We start from the raw sequence: 23,691 nt of genomic DNA, 5'->3' as shown, positions 1-23,691 counted from the left end.
AAGGAAATAAAGGAAATAAAGGAAATAAAGGAAATAAAGGAAATAAAGGAAATAAAGGAAATAAAGGAAATAAAGGAAATAAAGGAAATAAAGGAAATAAAGGAAATAAAGTATATTGACTAACCCTCAAAATACTAACTTCACTCTTTATTATAAAATTTAAGTTTTCCTAAAATTAACATAATACACGCTATGTGAAATTCTTTTTAATCACCATTAAAATCATTCACTTAATATAACAATAAAAAGCCCAATTCACAGTGTTTGGGCTTTTTTCATGATTTATCACGTTTTACGTCTATGATTTCATCCATATTCATGAAGTGAAGCAAATCAACCATTTCATCCAATGTTACAAAAACTCTTCCAGCACCGAATTTAAAAACACATGCCCCTGCTCGGTACAAGACAAACGGTTTTCATCTTCAACCATCAACTGACGTGAACGTAATGAATTTAAAAGTTCATCCAAACTTGCTAAATTCAAACCTGTACGTTCAGCATACAGTTTGGCAGCCACGCCCTGATTTAAGCGTAGCGCATTCATCATAAATTCAAACGGCATGTCTTCATCTTCAATACGTTTAAACTGTAGATGTTCAGCCGGCACTTTAGCCAAATAGTCCTTCGGCAAACGGGTTTTCTGGAAACGGTACACACCATCGTCTCGCGTCACTTTAGCGTGTGCCCCTGCCCCAATGGCCAGATAATCGCCAAACTGCCAGTAATTTAAATTATGCGCAGAGGGTTTTTCCTTACGCCAGGCTGAAACTTCATAGTTCACAAAACCATTGGCCTTTAGGTAGGCTTCACCCTGTTCCTGAATATCTTCCAGCACATCCTCAACGGGTAAAACCGGCTGGGTACGGAAAAACACGGTATTTGGTTCAATGGTCAGTTGATACCACGACACATGCGTTGCGCCATTTTCCACGGCCAGTCTTAAATCAAGCAAAGCTTGTTCTAACATCTGCTCCGGCAAACCATGCATCAAGTCGACATTAATGCGTTCAAAACCTGCTTCACGGGCCAAATGGATGGCATTAATCGCATCATCATTGCTGTGAATACGCCCTAATTTTTGCAGCTGATCGCTATTAAAACTCTGCACACCAATGGAAAGACGGTTAATTCCTGCTGCCAAATAACCTGCAAAGGGATCGTGTTCGACTGTTCCCGGATTGGCTTCCAGAGTAATTTCACAGCCATCTTCAAAAGGAATTAAGCTTTTTAACTGGCTAAATAGCCATTGATAACCCTTTGCAGAAATCAGTGACGGCGTACCTCCACCAATAAACACGCTATGAATCTGACGCCCCTGGGCAAAATCGACCTGGGTTTTAAAGTCTTCGACCAAAGCCTGTAAATATTGCTGTTCCAGATCCAAGGACAGTTTTCCATCCGGTACGGCATGCGAGTTAAAGTCACAGTACGGACACTTACGCACACACCACGGCATATGAATGTATAAAGATAAAGGAACCAGTGCAGGATTTAATTCGGCCAAGGAACAAGCTCAAAATATGTAGGACAGGAAGATAAATATATTAACATGACTGCATCAGGACACTGATAAAATCTCACAAGGAATATCAGTACACTAGGAAAAACTATTGAAGAATTAAATTGTTAGAATGATGAAAATATCTGCTCAGTTATTGTTATTCATCCCGCTGACACTGGGGATTGGTATCGCGCTTACTTTTCAAACGGCTATCAACAGCCAGTTAAGAGAATATTTAAATTCACCCTTACAAGCCGCCCTTTTATCTTTTCTGGTTGGTACAATACTGCTGGCCATATTGGTGTTTTTTCAGCCGGTAGAAAGACCGGGTTTTGCCACGTTTGTGCAACTGCCATGGTATTTATGGTTGGGTGGATTTCTTGGGGTATATGCCATTAGCCTCAGTATTTATGCTGCGCCCAAACTTGGTTTTCTCACTCTGTCCGGTTTGATTATTTTTGGTCAACTGGTCACTTCAATGATTCTGGATCATTTTGGTTTACTGGGCACAGAAAAAACACTGGTGAACTGGCAACGTCTGTTAGGTGGCGTAGTGATTTTTATTGGTGTGCTTCTCACTTTACAACGCTAACCCCTCATTATTCTAAGCACATGATGAGTAATTTTTGTGTCTCATGTATCGTCGGTTACAACGACCCGTTATGAATTAAAACAGCTCTTTCATTTGATGATTCCAATTCTGGTCACTCAATTTTCCCAGGCCGGTTTGGGACTGATTGATACCATTATGGCCGGACATCTGTCTCCGGTTGATCTGGCCGCGATTGCTGTCGGGGTAGGTTTATGGATTCCGGTCATGCTACTGTTCAGCGGCATCATGATTGCTACCACACCTTTGGTCGCAGAAGCCAATGGCGCACGTACGCCGGAAAAAATTGCCAGTATTGCACGGCAATCGCTATGGATCGCTCTGATTCTGGGCATCATCGCTGCACTGATTTTACAGATCATGCCATTTTTATTGCCTGTTTTAGGCGTACCAGAAGTCTTGCTGCCCAAAGCCAGTTTATTCCTGCATGCCATTGGTTTAGGAATGCCTGCCGTGACCATGTATGCAGCGCTGCGTGGCTATTCGGAAGCGCTAGGGCATCCACGTCCCGTGACGGCGATTAGCCTGATTGCATTAATTGTTCTGGTTCCGCTTAACTTTATTTTTATGTATGGCTGGGGACCAATTCCGGAGTTAGGTTCAGCAGGTTGTGGTTTTGCCACGGCGATTTTGCAATGGCTGATGTTTATTGCACTCGCAACCTATGTCTTAAAAGCTGCAGCCTACAAAAAAACACAGCCCTTTGCCGCATTTGAAAAAATCAATCCGGACTGGATCAAGCGTATTTTAAGACTCGGTTTCCCGATTGGCCTAGCCATCTTTTTTGAAGTAAGCCTGTTCAGCACGGCTGCGATTGTACTTAGCCCTTTAGGAGAAACCCTGGTGGCCGCGCATCAGATTGCCATGTCCGTGACCTCGCAATTATTTATGATTCCGATGTCGCTGGCCATTGCGCTGACCATTCGTGTGGGCACCTATTATGGGGAAAAAAACTGGTCGGCGATGCATAAGGTGCAATATTTAGGTCTGGTCACCGGCACTGTTTTTGCCTTCGCTACAATGGCACTGATCTGGTTTTTCCGGCCAGAAATTGTGTCAATTTACACCTCGGATTACGAAGTCACTCAGGTCGCGCTGTATCTGCTGCTGTTTGCCATGGCCTATCAGCTGATGGATGCCTGGCAAGTCAGTGCCGCAGGTTGCCTGCGAGGCATGCAGGACACCAAAGGTCCGATGTGGATCACCATGATTGCCTATTGGGTCATTGCCTTCCCAGTTGGGGTTTATCTGGCACGCTTTACCCAAATGCAGGCTGCTGGTGTCTGGGTGGGTTTGATTGTCGGTTTAAGTGTGGCCTGTATCTTGTTATTAACCCGTTTATACAAAATCAACCATCGCCTGAAAATGCCTTAAAAATTACATAGATTCATCCCTTTTCATGGGAAAAGGGATGAGATCAATACAGCATAAATAGAAAAATAATCCACAATATTTCAGTTATTTAGCCACTCAAAAACGTTCTTTTTTTTGATAATCTCACTGTAAAAGTGCAGCTTTTAACAATTTCAAGTAGGCAATATCCTGTTTAACGCCTATGATCATTAAAACCCATCTATGATGATGCTGAGGAATATCGCATGGCAAAAACGGCTAGGACCCCCGGTCGTCGCTTTATGAAACTTGCCAGTATGACGGCGAGTATTGCAACTAAAACCGTATCAAACTCGATTAAAAATTTTAATGCCGATGAAGAACAAAAAAATGCTTCGCGCACTAAACTTTTTCAGGATATCGGCCTTCAGATTGCCGATACGCTGGGCGAAATGAAAGGTGCGGTGATGAAAGTGGGGCAAATTGCTTCACAATATAAAGACATCTTCCCGCCAGAAGTGGCCCGTGCCATTAGCAAGTTACAGCGCCAAGCCCCAGCGATGCCTTTTGCTGAAATTAAAGCGCAAGTTGAAAAAGAACTGGGGAAACCGCTCCTGAAAATCTTTAAAAGTTTTGATGAACAGCCTTTTGCCGCAGCCTCGATTGGGCAAGTACATAAAGCTTTTCTGCCGAATGGGCAGCAAGTAGTGGTTAAAGTGCAATATCCGGGTGTCGATGAAGCCTGCGAAAGTGACCTGAAACAAGTGCGTTTGGCTTTGCGTTTAATGGGTGTATTGAAAGTTGATCGAAAATTACAAGATCGGCTGTTCAAGGAAATTCAGGAAAGTCTGGATAATGAGCTGAACTATGAGATTGAGGCGCAAAACTTAGAAGTCGCACGTACATTTCATCAAACATTAGACAATAAAATTGTTATTCCACAGGTCTATAGCGATTATTCTTCGCGTCATATTTTAACCCTAAGCCTGGAACAGGGCGAAAGTATTGAAACGGCAAGTACCTGGTCTCAAGACACCCGTAATGAACTGGGTCGCCGCCTGCTCCGTGCCATTGGTCAGGAAATTTTTTATCTGAAACGTTTCCACTGTGACCCGCATCCAGGCAACTTTGCCTTTCGTGAAGATGGGACGGTGATTATTTACGACTATGGCGGTGTCAAAACCCTGTCTACTGAAATTGTCTCGAATTTCAAGACCCTGATTAATGCCGCCCGTGAAGGCAATATTGCCGAAATAGAACAGAAGCTGGATGACCTGCATTCCATCACCACGCAAGGCAAGTTTCCTGAAGATCTATATCGCCAGTGGCTGGAAGTGTTGATGCGTCCGCTGATCACCCATTACGATTTTGCCGAAAACTCTGCCCATCATGATGGCGTCGAACTGCTGAAACCGTCATTAAAATATTGGGATGTGTTTAAGCCTTCACCGGATACCTTAATGGTTAACCGCACGGTTTCCGGGCATTACTGGAATTTAATTCATTTAAAAGTGAATGATAATCTGAATGATTTATTTGAGGAGCTGGTGCCGCCTCGAGTCTGATCAAGCCGCACCCACCCGGTTCACCCATAGTGCCCGGGTTTTATTTGACTCGATAATTGTTATGTTATAACATTTCCTTAAATTTAAAATATACGATGGAGAAATGTATGCGTCCAGATATCCACCCCGACTATCAACAGGTACTGTTCCACGATACCAATGCAGATGTCTATTTTGTTATTGGCAGCACGTTAAAACCGACTCAGACCCGTGAATATGAAGGTCAGACTTATCCTTATGTGACTCTGGATATTTCCAGTGCCTCGCATCCGTTTTATACCGGTGAACAACGTCAAACCAGCAATGAAGGCCGTGTAGCAAGCTTTAATAAACGTTTCGCACGTTTCAAACGCTCACATTAAATTCATACTGTTTTAAGATTTCAAGGTTAATCTTCAGACTTGAAAAGCCCAAGCCATATCCTCCAGCTTGGGCTTCTTTTTTTCTGATATGACAAAATTTTTGAGCTGTTATCGACTCTGCAATAAACCATGAAACAGGTAAAAACCGAGTGCCAACACAATAATTCCCGTAATCACGCTGGAAATAGCATAGCCTAAAGCCAGTGCAATCTGTCCATGCTTCAACAATTGAAAAGTTTCCAAACCAAAACTGGAAAAAGTGGTAAAGCCACCTAAAATACCAACCATCAAAAACAGACGTGCTTCATTTTGCAAAACAGGAAATTTCTGGCTATAGGCAAAAAAAATACCGGCAAGCAGACAGCCAAAGATATTGATCCACCATGTCGTCCACGGAAATCCGCTGCTCGGTTTAAATAAAAATACCCCTGCACCATAACGCAAACTTGCGCCGACTGCTCCCCCTAAAGCTACCAGTAGCCAATTCATATCTGTTCCAATGTGATTGAGTTAAAGATCAAGATGATATAAATCTTTTGTTCACTATAGCGTACAAATGCGTTGAAATAGTAATGAAATGATGCCGTGAAAATTGTTATAGTCACACGGTTTTTAAACTTTTTTCTATGAATTGAGGAAATTATGGCTCAGGATTTATTAGCACAGCTTCAGGCAGGTGAAATCAAATTTGCAGACGTGATTGCGTACATTGATGCACGTTATCAGCATAGCCCTACAGCTTTTCAAAATGGCAAACAAGCCAATGCTGCAACGGAAAACCAAGGCAGTGCTAAAGTATTTTCTTTTGCCCAACTCAATGGTCTAGATCAGACACAAACCCTAAGCCTGTTTGCTGAATACTATGCAGCGGTATTAGCGACTCCTGAAGCCACAGATCACCAGAACATTCGCCAGTTTATGCAAAATGGCTGGGATGGCATTCAGTTTGACGGTCAGGCATTAACAGCGAAATAAGTTACTTATATACGTCTTAGAATATGAAAAAGCCCGCTTTATTAAAGCGGGCTTTTTTTTACTCTATTGATCACCTGAAATTTTATTACAACAAGCTTCAGATACGCGAGTGTGGCAAGGATGCCACACGTTACCCATCACGACAGGACGTTGTGTATGGGTAACAAAGGCTTTTGCCTACTTTTGGCCTGTCAAAAGTAGGATTAAAGCCTGCAAAAAGTACTTTTAACTTTTAAAAGAAAAACGAGGCAGTGCCAACAGCAAGCTTCAAACAAATACCAAATCATTAAATCAAGAAACCCGAACCCGACAACGCCACTCATCAACCGGATTTTGTTCCCATGCACGGCTATGTTTCACGTGAATCCATGCTTCACCCGGTTGCAGCGCAGTAAATATAAACTGTTTTTGTCCACCTACACCCAGCATCGGTTGCTTGCTTTTCACTTGATCTTGCCGATAAATTTCTTCCACTTTTAAGATATTCTGCGGCTGTGCCACTTGCCAGACATATCCTGTAGTCGGATTCTCGGGCAGGGTAAGTTTCAGGATCTGCCCCACGTTCATTTCCAACAGTGCAGGACATTGCTGTTTCAAGGAATAGACATGGGTTTTGCCATCTACCGTTGGACTCATACTGCTACACCCCACCATACCGAACCCCAGTATTACAGCAAAACTGAGTGCTAAAGATTTCATAAATTTAATCTTTTCATCATCTTGTTATAAAAAAACGGTTAGCCTTTCACCCGTTCAATCCATTCAATTGAACTGACACGGAATAACTCACAGGCACCATCTCCAGTATCTGTCGGGGTCAAGGATGACGTCCAGACCAGATTTCTGTCTTTAATTTCAACCAGCTCGCCTTTTAGCCGCACCAAATCACCGCGTTTCACATGTTTAATCTGTTTGGCAATTTGAGGGTTGGCAGGAATGATGTGCATATTCGACACCATCTGCATGGCTTGCTCGGCAGGTACAGGCAGTCGATCTATCTTCCAGTTTAAAAAGCGGTCATATTGATTGACCGATATATGACGTGCAATTTCAGGCTCGGCAAACAGCCCCCAGCTCACGGCATAATCAATCGGTGAAAACTTGGCCTGTTCATCACTGGTATAAATTTTCGAACCTAGAATGCGAAAATCGCCTTTAAACGATTGCAGTTTTTTGATTGACTGGTCTTTTGCCAGCGGAGCCAAGCCCTTCGCAATATTATAATCGACAGAAGCACTGGCACTCATTTGCAACATGCTGGCAGCAAGTAAAGTACTGAATAATATTGGCCTGACCATTTTTATGCCCCTAACGTATTTCTTGATTTCTAACTTAATTTTAAATGAGTAAACTTAAAGAAATATATGGACTTGGTAACAATAGAGATATATTCAGTCACTTTTTTGTCTTATTTTCTGAGCTGAAGATTGGTTAAACTAAAATGATATAAAGAAAGAAAAATTAAGTGACAATGATTTATAAATTTTACCAGCAACACATTTTTCCGCATTTGCTCAATCAAGTGATGCAAACACCCAGTCTCATGGATCAGCGTCGCGAACTGCTACTCCCCATTGCAGGCGAAGTGCTGGAAATTGGCTTTGGTAGCGGGGTCAATCTGCCTTTTTATCAAAATGTCGATACGCTCTACGCCCTTGAACCGAATGTCGATATTTATCAACTGGCGACTAAACGCGTACATGAAAGTGCCATTCACGTGCAGCATGTTCAAGCCAGTGCAGAAAAGCTGCCTTTTGCCGATCATAGTATCGATAATATTGTCAGTATCTGGACACTCTGCAGTATTGAACATCTAGGTCAGGCTTTGGCAGAATTACATCGCGTACTCAAGCCTGGCGGAACCTTGCATCTGGTCAAACATGTACTATCTGACCGCCCGACACTGCAACATCTGCAAAACCTGCTGACACCCGTTCAAAAACGCCTTGCCGATGGCTGTCATCTCAACCGCAATATTGAACAGGCCTTGCTGGATGCAGATTTCAGCTTTAAAGAAAAATATTATCTGGATGCAGCCGGTATTCCTAAAATTGCACAGCGCATGCTGTTTGCCCGTGTTCAAAAACAGTAAGTCCTGAATTTAACGGCGTTTTATAAGCATCGCCGTTTTAATCATCAAAATCGATACGGACTGTTTCAAAACGTACCCGCCCTTCCCGAACGGCCTGGGCAATCGCCTGTTGACCTTTAGTCAGGCGTGCACTGCCGCTTTTAATATCAATCAGCACCACCTCAATATCATCGGGACTTCCTTCGCCATCACGCAGGTCGGTATAACCATCAAACACTACATAATCGACTGGATCGCCCAAAAATTTGGCATCACTGGGTAAATACTGAAACTGGGGCATAATCGGTGCCAGCTGCTCTGCCATCTTGCCTTTTAATACTGCACGGCTGGTATTGACACTGCGTTTTTGCGCATGGGCCAAAGCTTGTTGATGCTCCAGCTCCAGTTCCGCAATGTACTGTTCATACTCTGCTTTAATGCGTCCATTCCGGGTATTGCTTAAAATCATGGTGGTGAGCACCACACCTATACACGCCCCAATCAGCATTGCCATCCAAATGGACATTATTATTCCTTAATTTCAAAAATTACCGCTACTTATACCTTAAGACTTTTGTCCCGAGTCATATTCACTGCATCAAACAATGATATGCTAGGACTGAGCAGAATAAAATCATCAGGGTTATGAAAACTATCTTAATTGCCAATCAAAAAGGTGGATGCGGTAAAACCGTTACTGCAATTAATCTGGCTGCCGCTTTGGCACAAAAGGGGTATAAAGTCGCACTTGCCGATGCCGATAATCAAAAATCAGCTTTGCAATGGTTGAAACAACGACCGCAAGAGACGGCTCCTATTCAAAGTCTGGACTGGCGTCAGGAAAAATCAATTGGCGATGTGCCTAAAAATATCGAATATCTGATTATTGATGCACCAGGAGCCTTATCTGGCGAGCATGCCGAACAATTGATCAGTGAAGCACATGCCATTATCACCCCATTGCAGCCGTCTTTCTTTGATATTGATAGTACGCGCCGTTTCCTGAAACATTTACAGGATATTAAACGCATCCGCAAAGGGAAGGTACAGATTTTACTGTTGGCTAACCGCATGAAAGCAAACACTGCCAGTTCCAAAGATATACAGGATTTTTTCCAGAAAATTGAACAACAGCCGGTGGCCTGGATTTCCGAGCGTGCTGCCTATGCCCAACTTGCCATGCAGGGACTGAGTATTTTTGATAAAACACAAAAAAACTATCGGGCTATGCAAGATCAATGGCAACCGCTGTTAAATGCGATTGTTGATGATCCCAGCGCCTGGTTTTAATCGCATTAAATAGACACAGCGCAAACTTTTGCCTAGAAATGTGCAATAAATATTCATCACAACTTACCCTGCTCTCGTTCTCGGGAGCTTTTTTTTCGGTTAAGATGAACTCCGAACTTAGGAAGTAGTCAGTGAATTCAGTGCAACGTTACGCGCCCACATTACAAAAGGTTTTATTATTTGGACTGTTTTTTGTCCTGATGTATTTGAGTTTTCATGTGCTCAAGTATTTCATTGTACCTGTGGTCTGGGCGGCAATTATTGCCTATGTCACCTGGCCGCTGTATCAGTCGGTATTACGCATGTGTGGACAGCGCCCTACGCTAAGTGCCACAGTGATGATTCTTTCTGTGGTTCTGGTTCTGGGTTTACCGATTATTTTTGCCATTTTCATGTTACAGCATGAAGGGCGAAATCTGTATTACGAATTACAGAAACAGGTATTTTCCGGTCACCTGAATGTTCCTGACTTTATCCGGCAGTTACCTTTTATTGGCAAAGAAATTTCTCGAACATTAAGAGAGATTAATCAGGACCCGAACAGCATTATCCAGTCCGTCTCGATCTGGATTCAGGGTCATTTAAATTACGGGAAAGCGGTACTGAACGAAGTCAGCAAAAATCTGATCAAGCTTTGCTTTGCCGTGATGTCGTTATTTTTCTTTTACCGTGATGGTCACACCATTTTACATCAGGTGAGCAAAGCCCTGGAAATGGTGATTGGTCCGCGTATCCATCATTATATTGCCACCATTTCCGATACTACCCGTGCAGTGGTCTATGGCGTTGGATTGACTGCCATTGCCCAGTCGATACTGGCGGGCATCAGCTATTTTGTGGCCGATGTACCTAACCCGATGGTACTAACCATTATTACCTTTCTGCTAGCACTGATTCCTTTTGGACCTCCGGTTGCCTATACCTCTGTTTCACTGTGGTTATTTTCTCAGGGACATACCATAGAGGCGATTGGGGTTATGGTATGGGGCGTGTGTATTGTCAGTACCGCAGATAACGTGATCCGTCCTCTGGTGATTTCCGGTGCCACTCAAATTCCCTTCCTGCTGATCATGTTTGGTGTGCTGGGTGGTCTGGCCAGCTTTGGTATGGTGGGATTATTTGTCGGCCCGGTCATTCTGGCGGTATTACTGGCAATCTGGAGGGAATGGCTGCATGAAACCAATGAAACCGAAGGTTTAATGATGCCTAAAGCCACGCTCGCTCATGATATTGATGATGAAACGCATCACCCTGATTAAGCTGGTAGGCAGAAGTTAAGAAACTTATACATTGCACTACTTAAATCACCTGGTCTTGCATCCACGACTTTGTTTCAATGACGCCAATTATAAAAAAGTCAGGATGCTTCAAGTCATGAAAACACTATTTAAACAAGGCGCAATAACAACATTGGGTACCATATTTTTAGCCGCTTGTACCAGTACCATGCCCATACAGGAACATAAAGCGCAACGTGTCACGGTCAATGCCGTCACTGCTCAAGGTGTAGGCAATAAAATCGGGACTGTAGAATTACGCGATAGCCCGGCAGGTCTGGTCATTAATACCGATTTAAGTGATCTGCCACCCGGCCCTCACGGGTTCCATATTCATGAAAAAGGCTTCTGTGGCCCGGCAGAAAAAGATGGCAAAATGGGCGCAGCCCTTGCAGCAGGCGGTCATTTCAATCCAAACCAGGCGCCACATCACGGTACGCCACTCACTGGCCATCTAGGCGATTTACCCATCATTACAGTGGAGGCTTCAGGAAAATCCCAGGAAAAACTGCTGGCCCCACGTTTAAAACTGGCTGATGTTCAAGGCTTGGCAATTATGGTCCATGCCGGTGGCGATAACTATGCAGATGAACCTAAACCTTTGGGCGGTGGTGGAGACCGGATTGCCTGTGGTGTGATTCAATAAGTTGTCCATAAAACCATAAAATAAAAAAGCAGGCAGAGTGTCTGCTTTTTTATTATGACCTTCAAATAACAAAGAGTATGGAGCAACGCTCAGGTCGATAAATTTACAGCACTACGGAAAAAGTAGGCTATATCTACAACAATTGAACTTTAGAAAAAACCTGAATTGCCTGAAAGACCGATTTCAACACCTGATTATAAGTGTTTGATAATTTTTTAAAATATACCGAGCTTTTATTCACCCTTACGGCAATATTCGGTACACTCAGGGTTCATTCTCATAGATTTAAACATGACCATGAATATTCAAACTTTACGTGTTGTCGGTCTTTTAGAAGGTATTTCCTTTCTGTTACTTCTTTTCATCGCCATGCCAATGAAATATATGTTCGATAATCCAATCTTGGTGAAATATGTCGGTATGGGGCACGGCGTACTGTTTATCCTGTTTTTAATTGTTTTATTTATCGTGTGCGAAAAACAGAAATGGTCGATTCAGATGTTTATTCTGGGTTTAATCGCATCCATTTTACCGTTTGGCACTTTTGTTTTCGATCGTAAGTTGAAGGCTGTTGAGCAGCCGATTGCTGAACCCAAGTTATAATTTCTGATTAAAAGGCTATTTTCTTTTTCAGGAAATAATAAGGATACACCCTCATTTCCTACTGGAAGAAAATACTGATTTGAAATCAGTATATTCCCCTCCTTTCAGGAGATGAGCAGCGCTGCTGCGCAAGGGAGAGGTCTGAATATCAAAATACCCCCTGCTCCACCCGTTCTTTTAAAATTTCTTTGAGCATTGCACGAGGGAAACTAAACCACAGTGCAATTAAAATAAAACACGCCACGCTATAGGCCAAATAATGGTAGTGTTCATACATCACCCGAACCAGTTCAATAATAATAAAGAAGCTAAACATCAACAGCATCGACACTGCTGCTGCGACTGTACCTTTAGATACTTCCGATGACATCAATGCAAAGCGGTACAGCACCGAAAAACTGATGCCTTCACCAAAGCTGATGAAAGTCATGCCCGCAATTAAGCACCAGATCAGATAATTCTGCCAAATCACACCGGCAAGTAAAACCAGGGTTCCGAGCAGCATAATCGGCAAGCCCATCAGTACCGATTTCCCCAAAGCCAGTTTGTCGATAATTTTAATCAGCACGATATTCCCGACAATCAATCCACCCAAAACCGGGAACTGTGCCAAGCCGTATTGCATGCTGCTAAAATCCAGTTCTTCCACCAGCATGACCGGTGATAGTGCAATCCACAGCATCAAAGGCATACTGACCATCGGCAAGGCCAAGGTCATGGCCAGGAAACGTCTGTTTTTATAAACCTGTTTAAAGTCATCCAGAATGTAGCTGAATGGCTGTTTTGGAATGCTCAGCTTTGTATCCGGCATTTTGGCTTTCAGTCCAAACCAGCTTAAAAAGGCTAATGACGCGATGCCGATAAAGCCCCAATGCCATGACACGTGATCAATCAGGAATGCACCAACTACAGGACCCAGTAATGGCGCAAGCAATGAAATATTGGCCATTAGTGCCATGACCTTAATGGCATCGCGTTCTGCAAAAGTTTCCTGAATGGCGGCATAACCAACAGCGGAAATAACCGTGAGACCAATCCCCTGACTCATGCGCAGTGCCAAAAAGCTTTCAATAGTGTGGGTGAGTAAAATTAATAAGCAGCACAGTACAAAGAACAGTACCCCTGCCAGCAGCACTTTCTTGCGTCCCAAACGGTCGGACAATGGGCCGAGTAACCATGCCACACATGCCCCACCGAGCAGATAAAACGACATGGAAGATGGTGCCCATGAACTGCTGACGCCAAAGTCTTTGGTAATAGCGAGCATGGCAGGCTGGACCAGGTCGTTGCCGATATAGACGGAAAATTCAAACAGCACCAATGCCAATGGAAACATCAGCGTGGCACGGTTTAAAGTGACGGTTTGAACTTTTTGCATTGTTTTTCTACATATGTTTTAGGCTTGTAGAGCTACGCACTATTTTTAGGGAGAGAGGCGTCAGCCCAATACCAAGCATTGAATGTTTAAATTAAAGTTTGGGAAATACACTTAGTTATAAGTGACTTAAAACACCGTATTCACAAGGTGTTTAAATAAAAAAAATTCGTAAGAATAATTGATCTCAAACAAGTACACCTACTTGGTTGAGTAGGTGTAGTTTAGCAGATAGAAAGTTGGGTACAAAATTAGGCTTCGGCTAATTTGGGTAGCTCAACAGGTTCTATATTATTTAATTTAGCTATATCAGGATTTGGTTCAAATTTAAGCCAACTTTTTTTCATCCATTTTTCGACTTTTTCTTTACCTAAAATATGTATTAAGTTGGCTAATAAATCAAATTTAGCTTGTTCGTTAAAAAAATAAATAATAACCCGTACTAAGCAATCGTATGGTTCATTAAAGGAAAATACTTCTTTAATATAAATCTCATCAGAAATATCTAATGAATGACCCCATATATAAAAATTAAGATTTAAACTATTTTCATCTAAAACATTTTTAATTTTCTGATTAATAAATTTAACTGATCCTTGTCCATTTGATGCTCTACTAAGCCAAAACTTTTCAGTTAAATTCACTTCTTTTCTAAGATCATCCATCTGTACAAGATATTCTTCAAGGAATTGAAAGTCTGTATCAAAAAATAATTTTTGATGATATTTCGTAAACCCCCAAAAATTGTATTTTTTTAATAACTCTTCTTTTATTTCAGAAACCCCTAATATAATTTTAGGCTTGATTGTTTTTGCTTCTCCATGTAAATAGTAACAATCCACATTGATATCATAATTTTTTTTAAATGTAGAGGTATAATTAAAAGAGTATACTTTATCAATTTGTTCTTTAAACAAATTTTCAATATTTATTTTCGGATCAATTATCTGCATACTGATTAAATTTATATAATAATTAAACAATAAACTAAATTTATTCAAACTTTCAATTAGATTTTTAGTTGCTTTAGTAAATTGAAACTCATTATATCCTTTATATTTTTTTAATAAATTCTCTAAAAATTCAACATTACAACTAGTCCACTCGTTAAAATAAAATAAATTTTCAATATGTTCATTTTTTTCTTCATCATAATAACTATAATTAACTTTTAACAACTTAAGTAATTCTAATACACGAATATTTTTTTGACTTAAATTAAATCCATTTTTATTTTTCTTTAAAAATGCTAAAAAGTCCCAACCTAAAAAATTATTTGTTTTTTTATAAATATCAATCGCATCAAAAAATTGACCTGCAATTTCCAATGCATCTTTAATTTTAGTTTCAAAATCAATCCAAGTTTTAACTTCTCTTACATGTTCAGAAAAATACTGATACCAAACATTTTCTTTTAGTTTTGCTTTTAGTTCTTTAATTTGCTCTAAAGAAATTTTAATTTTATCTGGGTCATACATTGCTTTAGTATAACCAAAAAAATAAGCCCCAGTCTCATACAGCGAGCCAAATAAATCATCAAATCCCATATCTCCTTTGGCTTCATCCCAGTTCTCAATAGCATCCATCGCTACCATAAAATGATCATATTTGGTTGGCAAATAATGCGACAAATCAAAACCATTTCCGACAATCAAAATATTCATTGTTCTTATTCCCCAACCGCAAAAAAGCGCATCAATCGATACGCTTTTTATGCGGCATAATGGCCGAAATAGCAATCCTGAATTAAAAACTCATCAAGGACATTTTGCTGTCTGAAATGCTTTGCTATTTTTACTGCGTTGGCATTGATACTCGGTCTGTGTCCCCGTTTTTTTCCAATTGCCATTTATATTTTTAAAGCTATAAGTAGTACGGATTGAACGGACAGAATCATCCATTAATCCGGTTTCAGTCACTTTCACCTGTGCTGCTGTAGGTGACTCGGCGCGGTTAAAATATTGTCGCACATCGACTGTAGTCAGATTTTTATGCAGTTCCGGACGCTCTTTTAATACCTGAGCCATTGGGGTATCAGACGAACCAAGACTGACTTTAGATGCTAGTTTTTTAGTCGTGGCACAACCCGTCGTCATTAAGCCCAAACAAATGATACAGGTAGAGAGTAAACGTAACATCGGGAAATATCCCCCATAAAAAAAAGACATTGCATCTATGATGCCATGCCTTTTTTTCATACTCGATAACAGTTATGTAGTCATCGGCGCATAGAACTTACAGGTTAAATATTAAAGATCGAATAATTTACCCGGGTTCATAATACCGTTTGGATCGAATACCTGTTTCAAGGCTTTCATATAGCCAATTTCTTCTTCAGAACGGGTGTAATTGAGGTAAGGTTTTTTGGTCATACCAACACCATGTTCCGCAGAAATCGAACCGTCATATTTTTTCACGGTTTCGAATACGTATTTATTCACCACCTGACATTTGGCAAAGAATTCATCTTTAGACAGGTTCTCTGGTTTCAAGATGTTCAAGTGCAAGTTACCGTCACCAATATGACCGAACCAGCAAATTTCAAAGTCAGGGTAATTATCCGCAACAATGGCATCAATTTCTTTAATAAATGCCGGAACATGCGTAATTAATACGGAAATGTCATTTTTGTATGGTGTAAACGGTGCAATCGATTCAGAAATATCTTCACGCAAACGCCATAAGCTGTGTACCTGTTCCAGGCTTTGGCTCATTACGCCATCCAGCACCCAACCCTGTTCCATGCAATACTCAAAAATTTCCATCGCCTTGTCCATAATTGGCTCAAATGGCGCTTCAAATTCAAGCAATACATAGAATGGACATTCCGTTTCAAACGGACGTTGTACATGACCATGATCCAGTACTTTTTGCATCGCAAGTTCACCAAAGAACTCAAATGCAGTTAAGTCAATTTTCGCCTGGAATGCGTGAAGTACAGGCATCACTGCTTCAAAGTCAGGTACACCCAGTACCATCACTTGCAGGTCTTGCGGTTGACGTTCCAGCTTGATTTCAGCTTCAGTCACCAGACCTAAAGTGCCTTCACCACCAATGAACAAATGTTGTAATGCATAACCGGTCGCGTTCTTGATCATGCCTTTGTTCAGACGCAGGATATCACCCTTACCGGTCACAACGGTCAGACCCAGCACCCAGTTACGGGTCATGCCGTATTTGATCACTTTAATGCCACCGGCATTGGTGCCGATGTTACCGCCAATTTGTGACGAACCTGAAGACGCAAAATCCACCGGATAATACATGCCCTGTTCTTCAGCATAGTTTTGTAACTGTTCAGTCACCACACCCGCTTGTACACGCACCATACGGTCTGCCGGGAAGAATTCCAGAATCTGGTTCATCTTGTCCATGCTGACTACAATTTCACCATTGGCTGCTACTGCGCCGGCAGATAAACCGGTACGGCCGCCAGATGGTGTGATGGCAATATTGTGTTCATTGGCAAATTTAACAATCGCCTGCACCTGTTCCGTACTTGATGGAAAAACAATGACTGATGGATTTGGATCGAAATGCTTGGTGTAGTCTTTGCCCCAGGCATCGAGACTAGCAGCATCAGTTTTAATGCGGTTTTCACCCACAATGGCTGTCAATTGGGTTAATAACTCAGGTGTTAAAGCGACTGGAGCATTCATCGTTTGCAGACCTAGCAAGAAATATACAAGTGGTGGATGGTCTATAGAGCATTCTTTGCAAAGAGATTTACAAAAAAATAATGTCTTAGACTGGGTGTGAGCATAAAATCAACAGTATAACTGTGATCGATTTCACTACTCGACATTATAAGACATTTTTTACTAAAACCCGGTGAAAATAAGCATTTTGACAATCTAGGCTTAAAAATTACAGTTTTAGTTAGACCAAAATCTGTAGTTCCTGACATATGTATGGCAAAAATACCTATAGTCTCGGTCATAAAGGAAATGTATATAGACCCTTCTCGTATGTTATCATATCGCGACTAAATTTGGCCTTTGTAGCGGAGCCGTAATGAGCCAACATCTTTCACTGCCTAAAGATAAAATTCGTTTCTTGTTGTTAGAAGGCGTTCATCAAAACGCAATCGACACTTTAAATGCTGCTGGATACACCAACATCGACTATCGTAAAACTGCGCTTGAGGGTGAAGCGTTGAAAGAAGCGATCAAAGATGCCCACTTCATTGGTATTCGTTCACGTACTCAACTGACTGAAGAAGTATTCGAAGCAGCCAACAAGCTGATCGCTGTTGGCTGTTTTTGTATCGGTACCAACCAGGTGAACCTGGATGCAGCAATGCGTCGCGGTATTCCAGTATTTAACGCACCATATTCAAATACCCGTTCAGTAGCTGAACTGGTACTTGCTGAAGCCATTTTATTGCTTCGTGGCGTACCTGCTAAATCTGCTTCTACTCACCGTGGTGGCTGGAACAAGTCTGCAGTAGGTTCGTATGAAACTCGTGGTAAAACTTTAGGTATTGTCGGTTACGGCTCAATTGGTTCTCAACTTTCAGTGCTTGCTGAAAGCATGGGTATGAATGTCATTTATTATGATGCAGTAACCAAACTTCCTATGGGTAACGCACGCCAGGTCGGTACGATGGGCGAGTTGCTTGCAAATGCTGACGTGGTATCTCTACACGTTCCAGACGTTCCATCTACGCGTAACTTCATGGGCAAAGAACAGTTTGCTCAAATGAAAGAAGGTTCAATCTTCATCAATGCTGCACGTGGTACATGTGTAATCATTGAAGACCTTGCGGATGCCATCAAGTCTGGTCACATTGCAGGTGCTGCAGTTGACGTATTCCCTAAAGAGCCTAAAGCCAACGGTGAAGAATTCGTTTCTCCACTTCGTGGCCTGGACAACGTGATCTTGACACCTCACGTGGGCGGTTCAACCATGGAAGCGCAAGCCAACATCGGTCTTGAAGTTGCAGAGAAATTCGTTGCTTATTCAGATAAAGGTATGACCTTGTCTGCGGTGAACTTCCCTGAAATCGCGTTGCCATTGACTGAAGGTAAACACCGTTTACTGCACATTCACAAAAACATTCCAGGCGTGCTGTCTAAAATCAACAACCTGTTTGCTGAACACGGCATCAACATCTCTGGTCAGTCTTTAATGACTAAAGGTGATGTCGGTTACCTGGTGATGGACGTTGATGCAACTGCGTCTAAAGAAGCACTCGATACGCTTCACGAAGTTGAAGGCACAATCCGCGTTCGCGTATTGTTCTAATTCAATTTTATTTGAAAAACCACAGCATTCATGCTGTGGTTTTTTATTTTTCCAGATTTTTAAAATCTGGCATTTTGCCTATCTCATGCTGTGCGAACAATCAGATCGAATTAAGTGTCAGCCAATTTTCAAAATTGCCCTGCTGTACAGCCCATACTGATCATGCTAATTGCCCTGATCAGCAAGCTAGGAACCAAACTGCAAACCCATTAAAAAATGGATCATTTAAATTCAAATCGATAAAACCATCCTGCATCTACCGATTATTTTAAATTTAAAGTTTTGAATTTAAAATTATGAATTTAAATTTTTCTCCAGTAAAAACTCAAAAAATCAGCATGAACCGCTATACTGTGCGCACCCATAATATGGTTAATTAATTTGACCATCCAACTGCGTGTCTCATGCCAAATTCTCAACTTATTGCCGTAGTGTTCATGGTTCTGTCCATGATCTCCTATCAAATTAGTGCATCTTTCGCCAAACAGCTGTTCATGGTGCTCGATCCTCTGACCGTGACGATTTTGCGCTTGTGTTTTGCCGCAGTAATTGTCTGCATAATGTTTCGTTCATGGCACATCTTAAAGCGACTGTCCTTTTTGAAATGGCGTGACTTATTGTGTTATAGCGCAGCACTTGGGTTCATGAATATCCTGTTCTACATGTCCTTAGGCAAGCTGCCTCAAGGCATTGCGGTGGGTCTGGAATTCATCGGCCCTTTAGGACTGGCTTTGCTGTCGATTAAGCAGCGCAGTGATTATCTGTGGGTCGGGCTGGCCATTTTAGGCATTGCTCTGATGGTGCCTTGGGGACAGACACAGAGTGCGAATTTTTCGATTTTCGCTGCGGCTTGTGCACTCGGTGCCGGGCTATGCTGGGCATTTTATATTTATTTTGGTCAAAAGGTGGTGCAGCAGAATATTGGTATGCATGCCTTAACTATTGCCATCAGTTTGTCTGCTCTCAGCCTGTTACCGATTGGCTTATACAACAATGCTGCTGCATTGGTGGAAACCCAGTACTGGGGCAAAGCCCTGGCAATCGCAATACTGGCCACCGCTATTCCTTATGCGCTTGATCTGCAAGCGTTAAAGCATTTAAGCAAACTGAGTTATGGCACCTTATCCAGCCTTTCTCCTGCTCTAGCTGCACTCACGGGACTGCTTTTGCTTGGAGAAAAAATAGGATGGCTACAGTGGATTGCCTTGCTGTGTGTCATGCTGGCATCAGTTGGCGTGACATTTAGAGCCAGTAAAACACCAAATCCTCAAAGCTCATAATCAGAAAACCTGGTAAAAAAGACGGCTAAACGCCGTCTTTCTGTTTATATCGCTTTAAGTCAGACTGTCTTTATCTGCCTTTTTATACTTTTTATATTCAGCCAAATATTTCTTGGCTAGGCTTATCTTTTGCTGGTCTTCCAGAATTTTACCCGCCTGCTGGAAAAAACCATGCTCTTCCTCTTTTAAATGATGATGCACTTTTTCAGAAAGTTTCTTGGCTATCGCCAACCAACCATGATTGCTAAAATCGGTTTCGGTCAATTGCTCAAGTAATTCATCAATTTCATGGTGTTCCGCCAAGGCATGACGGGTAATACTCAGGCCAGAATCGGTCATCATTAAAGGAATATATAAATAACGATCCTCCGCAACTGCATGAGCAAACAGTTCATTTTTAAGCAGTTCAAACAGCTCACGACGTTCTTCACTATTCCCCGAAGTCTGGATTAATTTTTCAGAAAGTTCTCTCTGGATTTCATGGCTTGCACGTAAAGCTTCGAAAATATTCATCTACACCACCCTTTTATTTGCTACAGCCGCTACACATTCAAAAGACTGCTTATCATTATTTTGAAGACATTCTGCTCATAATCTTAAAAGCGAATGACGCACATGTGGGTGACGAGATGAAGCAATTTGTATAAAAAATTTTAATATCGGGAATGATTTACGGAAAAAAGGTCTGATATCCCAAACGAACAATCAGGATGCTGACCAAAATTAAAAACAGAATACGGATAAAACCGCTGCCGTATTTCAAGGCAGCCCGCACACCGACTATTGAACCGACTACATTGGCGGCAGCCATCATCAGCCCCAAGCCAAACAGGACATGACCCGTAGGGGCGAAAAAGCTCAGTGCAGCAAGATTGGTGGTTAAATTGGCCACCTTGGACAAGGCCGAAGCATGCAAAAAGTCCGCTTGAAGATAACGGATAAAAAAGAAGATAAAGAAACTGCCGGTGCCTGGACCAAAAATGCCGTCATAAAAACCAATCGCGAGGCTGCCTACAGCAGCCAGCAGCAAGATTTTCGGTGTAAGTTCCTGCCGTACATGTACTTGCCCAAACTGCTTTTTCATAAAGGTATAGATGGCAATCACAATCAGCATCACTAGCACAAAAGGACGCAGCACTTCTTTGGGAATCATGCTGACACAGGCCGCCCCGGCAAAGGAGCTGACAAAAGCACAGCTGGCTATAACCGCCAGCAGCTTCCAGCGCAGTTTGACCTGACGCACAAATGAATAGGCCGCCGATGCAGTACCGCAGATCGAGGACAGTTTGTTGGTGCCAAACACTGTCGCTGGCGACAGTTGCGGCATGGCATTCATAATGGCCGGAATTTGAATCAACCCACCACCTCCTACTGCTGCATCAATCGCACCGGCAAAAAATGCAAAAAACAGAAGGCTTAAGACAATTTCAATTTCCATACATTTATTTCAACAATTATTCGAGATTTAACACGCGTTTCGGAACCAGACGCTTACGGTCGGTAATTTCAGCCAGACCTAAACATTTTTCGCCATCAAACACCAGCACCTGCGCTTCCGCAGCATGCTCAATATTGCTTTCCATACCCCGGCTAAAATATTCTGCACGTCCTTCAGGTGCCTGAACTTTAGGAAAATGATCGACTGGTGCATAGGCAGGCAGCAACAAAGCCTCTCGCTGCTGTTCAGTCAGACTCTCCAGATATTCGATCGTATATTCAGGAATCAGGTCAAAATGACCGGTTTTAATCCGGTGCAGATAAGTCAGATGACCATATGTACCCAAGGCTTGGGCAATATCTTCGCCCAATACACGAATGTAGGTGCCTTTAGAACAGGTCACATCAAGGGTAATACTATTTTCAGTAAAAGAAAGTAATTCGATGGCATAAATATGAATCGGACGGGCTTCCCGTTCAATTTCTATCCCTTTACGCGCCAATTCATACAGCGGACGGCCTTCTTTTTTCAGCGCCGAATACATGGGTGGCACTTGCTGAATATCGCCAACAAATTTTTCCAGAACCTGCTTTATCTGATCTTCCGTCAATGCAGACACAGCCTGTTCCAGCAACACCTCACCTTCGACATCACCGGTGGTGGTGCTGTGCCCTAAATGAATCGTGGTCTGGTAACGCTTGGTCGAATCGAGTAAATAATGGGAAAATTTGGTGGCCTCACCCAAACAGATGGGCAGTAAGCCTGAAGCCAGTGGATCCAGCGCTCCGGTATGTCCGGCCTTTTCTGCCCGATAGAGCCAGCGCACTTTTTGCAAGGCCGCATTTGAACTGATACCTAGAGGCTTATTCAGTAAAAATACGCCGCTGATATGATGGCGCTGAATTTTAGGTGAAGTCTTTTTCATAGTGAAAATCAATCAAGTTCAAACGGCTGCTATGTTAGCAACCGCTTGTCATTTTTTACAACTTTTCTACGTTTTATTCAGTTTTTTATGGCAAATTGAGTTCAATTTTAGAACCTTAATAAACAGAAAAAGAAGGTTGCATAGGAAATGCATAAACATCATAAATTATGGATTATTTTGGTGGTAATTTTGGTATGTCTAGGCGTGCTGTTATTTTGGCTCGCCCCGTCCCAGTCCACCGCAGAACAAACTGATGCCATTCAAAACCTTAATGCACCACCTCCTACCTTAACCTCATCAATGCCTGCCCCCACAGACCAAAGTCGGGCTTTCGTCAGTCCTAGCCAGCAAGACACCGAAGTGAACTGTCAGTTACGTCTGGACAATGCCAATCGCTTGATTGTGAATGAACAGACCCGCAACTGTTTTGAATATTTCATTACTCAATATGGCGAAAAAGATCTCAAGCAAATCAAACATGATTTCAAAGCCTATATCCAGCAAAACTATAAAGAACCCGCTTTAGGGCAAATTATTGATTTGTGGAACCGCTATATCAATTACCGGGAAAAACTGGGCGAGTTGCAGCCCCCCAATATCGACAAGGAAGATCCTAAATATTACCAAAGCATTTTTGCCCATATGAAAAATCTGCGTAAACAGCTTTTCTCTGACTACGAAATTGAAGGCTTATTTGGTACTGAAGATACCTATCATGAATACACGCTCAATCGCATGACCGTTCTGGCAGACAAGAGCTTAACCGAAGCACAAAAAGCACAAAAATTAAAAGATCTTTTCAACCAGTTACCTGAAGACTGGAAAGAAAATCTCGAACAGCTCAATAAACTGGAAGACCTGCGTAAACTCACCGCGGATATTAAAGCGCGTGGCGGTTCAGCCGAAGATATTCATCAGATGCGCATGAATCTGGTGGGTCCTGGGGCGACGCAACGTCTAGAAGCCCTAGATAAGCAACGCAATGACTGGAAAGACAAGGTCAATCAGTATCTGGCTGAACGGGACAGCATCATGAAAAGCGGCATGAGTGACGAGGCCAAGCAGCAAGCCGTACAAAAATTACGGACTCAGCACTTTAATAAACCCCAAGAACAACTACGAGTAGGGACTTTTGAAACCATCCATGATCAGGGAGGAAAATTACCATATACCGAATAATCTTAATGTCGT

Annotated in this window: 25 protein-coding genes; 13 read left to right on the top strand and 12 right to left on the bottom strand. The window is 42.1% G+C overall.

Annotated elements, in window-relative coordinates:
• Window positions 1-352: 352 nt before the first annotated feature.
• Window positions 353-1,507 (bottom strand): radical SAM family heme chaperone HemW, encoded by a 1,155-nt coding sequence (gene hemW / locus ACE01T_RS03025; protein WP_395518708.1) that lies wholly within the window; start codon window positions 1,505-1,507, stop codon window positions 353-355.
• A gap of 127 nt (window positions 1,508-1,634) precedes the next feature.
• On the opposite strand from hemW, the gene ACE01T_RS03020 reads away from it, so the two are divergent.
• The 4 genes from ACE01T_RS03020 (at window position 1,635) to ACE01T_RS03005 (ending at window position 5,373) form a co-directional block, all read left to right on the top strand.
• Window positions 1,635-2,096 carry a DMT family transporter gene (locus ACE01T_RS03020; protein ID WP_395518707.1) on the top strand — a complete coding sequence of 154 codons (462 nt, stop codon included), beginning with the start codon at window positions 1,635-1,637 and terminating at the stop codon, window positions 2,094-2,096.
• Between the two features lie 36 nt (window positions 2,097-2,132).
• Window positions 2,133-3,488 (top strand): MATE family efflux transporter, encoded by a 1,356-nt coding sequence (locus ACE01T_RS03015; protein WP_395518706.1) that lies wholly within the window; start codon window positions 2,133-2,135, stop codon window positions 3,486-3,488.
• Between the two features lie 224 nt (window positions 3,489-3,712).
• On the top strand, window positions 3,713-5,011 hold the full coding sequence (locus ACE01T_RS03010; protein WP_395518705.1) for an ABC1 kinase family protein: 1,299 nt from the start codon (window positions 3,713-3,715) through the stop codon (window positions 5,009-5,011).
• A 107-nt stretch (window positions 5,012-5,118) separates the two neighbouring features.
• Window positions 5,119-5,373, top strand: coding sequence for a type B 50S ribosomal protein L31 (locus ACE01T_RS03005; protein ID WP_166168663.1), 255 nt, complete (start codon window positions 5,119-5,121; stop codon window positions 5,371-5,373).
• 108 nt (window positions 5,374-5,481) lie between these two features.
• On the opposite strand, the gene crcB is transcribed toward ACE01T_RS03005, so the two are convergent.
• Window positions 5,482-5,862, bottom strand: coding sequence for a fluoride efflux transporter CrcB (crcB, locus tag ACE01T_RS03000; RefSeq protein ID WP_395518704.1), 381 nt, complete (start codon window positions 5,860-5,862; stop codon window positions 5,482-5,484).
• Between the two features lie 153 nt (window positions 5,863-6,015).
• Here crcB and ACE01T_RS02995 point away from each other — a divergent pair, with 153 nt between their 5' ends.
• The gene (locus ACE01T_RS02995) at window positions 6,016-6,348 is read left to right on the top strand and encodes a HopJ type III effector protein (protein WP_395518702.1); all 333 of its coding nucleotides are present in this window, start codon (window positions 6,016-6,018) and stop codon (window positions 6,346-6,348) included.
• Window positions 6,349-6,639: 291 nt separating this feature from the next.
• Here ACE01T_RS02995 and ACE01T_RS02990 read toward each other — a convergent pair whose 3' ends face one another.
• Together ACE01T_RS02990 and ACE01T_RS02985 are read right to left on the bottom strand one after the other, a co-directional pair.
• On the bottom strand, window positions 6,640-7,047 hold the full coding sequence (locus ACE01T_RS02990; protein ID WP_395518701.1) for a protease inhibitor I42 family protein: 408 nt from the start codon (window positions 7,045-7,047) through the stop codon (window positions 6,640-6,642).
• A gap of 38 nt (window positions 7,048-7,085) precedes the next feature.
• Window positions 7,086-7,646, bottom strand: coding sequence for a hypothetical protein (locus ACE01T_RS02985; RefSeq protein WP_180042152.1), 561 nt, complete (start codon window positions 7,644-7,646; stop codon window positions 7,086-7,088).
• A gap of 173 nt (window positions 7,647-7,819) precedes the next feature.
• On the opposite strand from ACE01T_RS02985, the gene ACE01T_RS02980 reads away from it, so the two are divergent.
• The gene (locus ACE01T_RS02980) at window positions 7,820-8,440 is read left to right on the top strand and encodes a class I SAM-dependent methyltransferase (RefSeq protein WP_395518709.1); all 621 of its coding nucleotides are present in this window, start codon (window positions 7,820-7,822) and stop codon (window positions 8,438-8,440) included.
• 37 nt (window positions 8,441-8,477) lie between these two features.
• On the opposite strand, the gene ACE01T_RS02975 is transcribed toward ACE01T_RS02980, so the two are convergent.
• Window positions 8,478-8,945 (bottom strand): Holliday junction resolvase-like protein, encoded by a 468-nt coding sequence (locus ACE01T_RS02975; protein WP_395518700.1) that lies wholly within the window; start codon window positions 8,943-8,945, stop codon window positions 8,478-8,480.
• Window positions 8,946-9,064: 119 nt separating this feature from the next.
• On the opposite strand from ACE01T_RS02975, the gene ACE01T_RS02970 reads away from it, so the two are divergent.
• From ACE01T_RS02970 to ACE01T_RS02955, 4 genes are all read left to right on the top strand, one after another.
• Window positions 9,065-9,709: a ParA family protein gene (locus ACE01T_RS02970; RefSeq protein ID WP_166168657.1), complete on the top strand. Its 645-nt coding sequence runs from the start codon at window positions 9,065-9,067 to the stop codon at window positions 9,707-9,709.
• Window positions 9,710-9,840: 131 nt separating this feature from the next.
• Window positions 9,841-10,968, top strand: coding sequence for an AI-2E family transporter (locus ACE01T_RS02965; protein ID WP_349928541.1), 1,128 nt, complete (start codon window positions 9,841-9,843; stop codon window positions 10,966-10,968).
• A gap of 115 nt (window positions 10,969-11,083) precedes the next feature.
• Entirely contained in the window at window positions 11,084-11,632 is a 549-nt protein-coding gene (sodC, locus tag ACE01T_RS02960; protein WP_395518699.1) for a superoxide dismutase [Cu-Zn] SodC, read from the top strand.
• 297 nt (window positions 11,633-11,929) lie between these two features.
• The gene (locus tag ACE01T_RS02955; RefSeq protein ID WP_180044655.1) at window positions 11,930-12,235 is read left to right on the top strand and encodes a DUF3817 domain-containing protein; all 306 of its coding nucleotides are present in this window, start codon (window positions 11,930-11,932) and stop codon (window positions 12,233-12,235) included.
• 148 nt (window positions 12,236-12,383) lie between these two features.
• Here ACE01T_RS02955 and craA read toward each other — a convergent pair whose 3' ends face one another.
• From craA to ACE01T_RS02935, 4 genes are all read right to left on the bottom strand, one after another.
• Window positions 12,384-13,613: a chloramphenicol efflux MFS transporter CraA gene (gene craA, locus ACE01T_RS02950; protein WP_395518698.1), complete on the bottom strand. Its 1,230-nt coding sequence runs from the start codon at window positions 13,611-13,613 to the stop codon at window positions 12,384-12,386.
• 248 nt (window positions 13,614-13,861) lie between these two features.
• Window positions 13,862-15,274, bottom strand: coding sequence for an AbiH family protein (locus tag ACE01T_RS02945; RefSeq protein ID WP_395518697.1), 1,413 nt, complete (start codon window positions 15,272-15,274; stop codon window positions 13,862-13,864).
• Between the two features lie 93 nt (window positions 15,275-15,367).
• Complete coding sequence (locus ACE01T_RS02940; RefSeq protein ID WP_395518696.1) at window positions 15,368-15,748, bottom strand: hypothetical protein; 381 nt, start codon at window positions 15,746-15,748, stop codon at window positions 15,368-15,370.
• 111 nt (window positions 15,749-15,859) lie between these two features.
• Complete coding sequence (locus ACE01T_RS02935) at window positions 15,860-17,269, bottom strand: FAD-binding oxidoreductase (protein ID WP_395518695.1); 1,410 nt, start codon at window positions 17,267-17,269, stop codon at window positions 15,860-15,862.
• A 355-nt stretch (window positions 17,270-17,624) separates the two neighbouring features.
• Between ACE01T_RS02935 and serA the strand changes: the two genes are divergently transcribed.
• Both serA and ACE01T_RS02925 read left to right on the top strand, forming a co-directional pair.
• Window positions 17,625-18,857 (top strand): phosphoglycerate dehydrogenase, encoded by a 1,233-nt coding sequence (serA, locus tag ACE01T_RS02930; RefSeq protein WP_180174746.1) that lies wholly within the window; start codon window positions 17,625-17,627, stop codon window positions 18,855-18,857.
• Between the two features lie 404 nt (window positions 18,858-19,261).
• Window positions 19,262-20,137 carry an EamA family transporter gene (locus ACE01T_RS02925; protein WP_395518694.1) on the top strand — a complete coding sequence of 292 codons (876 nt, stop codon included), beginning with the start codon at window positions 19,262-19,264 and terminating at the stop codon, window positions 20,135-20,137.
• A gap of 54 nt (window positions 20,138-20,191) precedes the next feature.
• Here ACE01T_RS02925 and ACE01T_RS02920 read toward each other — a convergent pair whose 3' ends face one another.
• The 3 genes from ACE01T_RS02920 to truB form a co-directional block, all read right to left on the bottom strand.
• Window positions 20,192-20,650 (bottom strand): hemerythrin domain-containing protein, encoded by a 459-nt coding sequence (locus ACE01T_RS02920; protein WP_092820162.1) that lies wholly within the window; start codon window positions 20,648-20,650, stop codon window positions 20,192-20,194.
• Between the two features lie 157 nt (window positions 20,651-20,807).
• Window positions 20,808-21,575 carry a sulfite exporter TauE/SafE family protein gene (locus ACE01T_RS02915; protein ID WP_131273077.1) on the bottom strand — a complete coding sequence of 256 codons (768 nt, stop codon included), beginning with the start codon at window positions 21,573-21,575 and terminating at the stop codon, window positions 20,808-20,810.
• 16 nt (window positions 21,576-21,591) lie between these two features.
• Window positions 21,592-22,500: a tRNA pseudouridine(55) synthase TruB gene (gene truB / locus ACE01T_RS02910; protein ID WP_395518693.1), complete on the bottom strand. Its 909-nt coding sequence runs from the start codon at window positions 22,498-22,500 to the stop codon at window positions 21,592-21,594.
• A gap of 147 nt (window positions 22,501-22,647) precedes the next feature.
• On the opposite strand from truB, the gene ACE01T_RS02905 reads away from it, so the two are divergent.
• Window positions 22,648-23,679, top strand: a complete 1,032-nt coding sequence (locus ACE01T_RS02905; protein WP_395518692.1) for a lipase secretion chaperone — start codon at window positions 22,648-22,650, stop codon at window positions 23,677-23,679.
• The last annotated feature ends 12 nt before the right edge of the window (window positions 23,680-23,691 follow it).

The sequence above is a fragment of the Acinetobacter uliginosus genome (assembly GCF_044130295.1).
Taxonomy (GTDB): domain Bacteria; phylum Pseudomonadota; class Gammaproteobacteria; order Pseudomonadales; family Moraxellaceae; genus Acinetobacter.
This window is presented reverse-complemented; position numbering and strand designations above follow the sequence as displayed.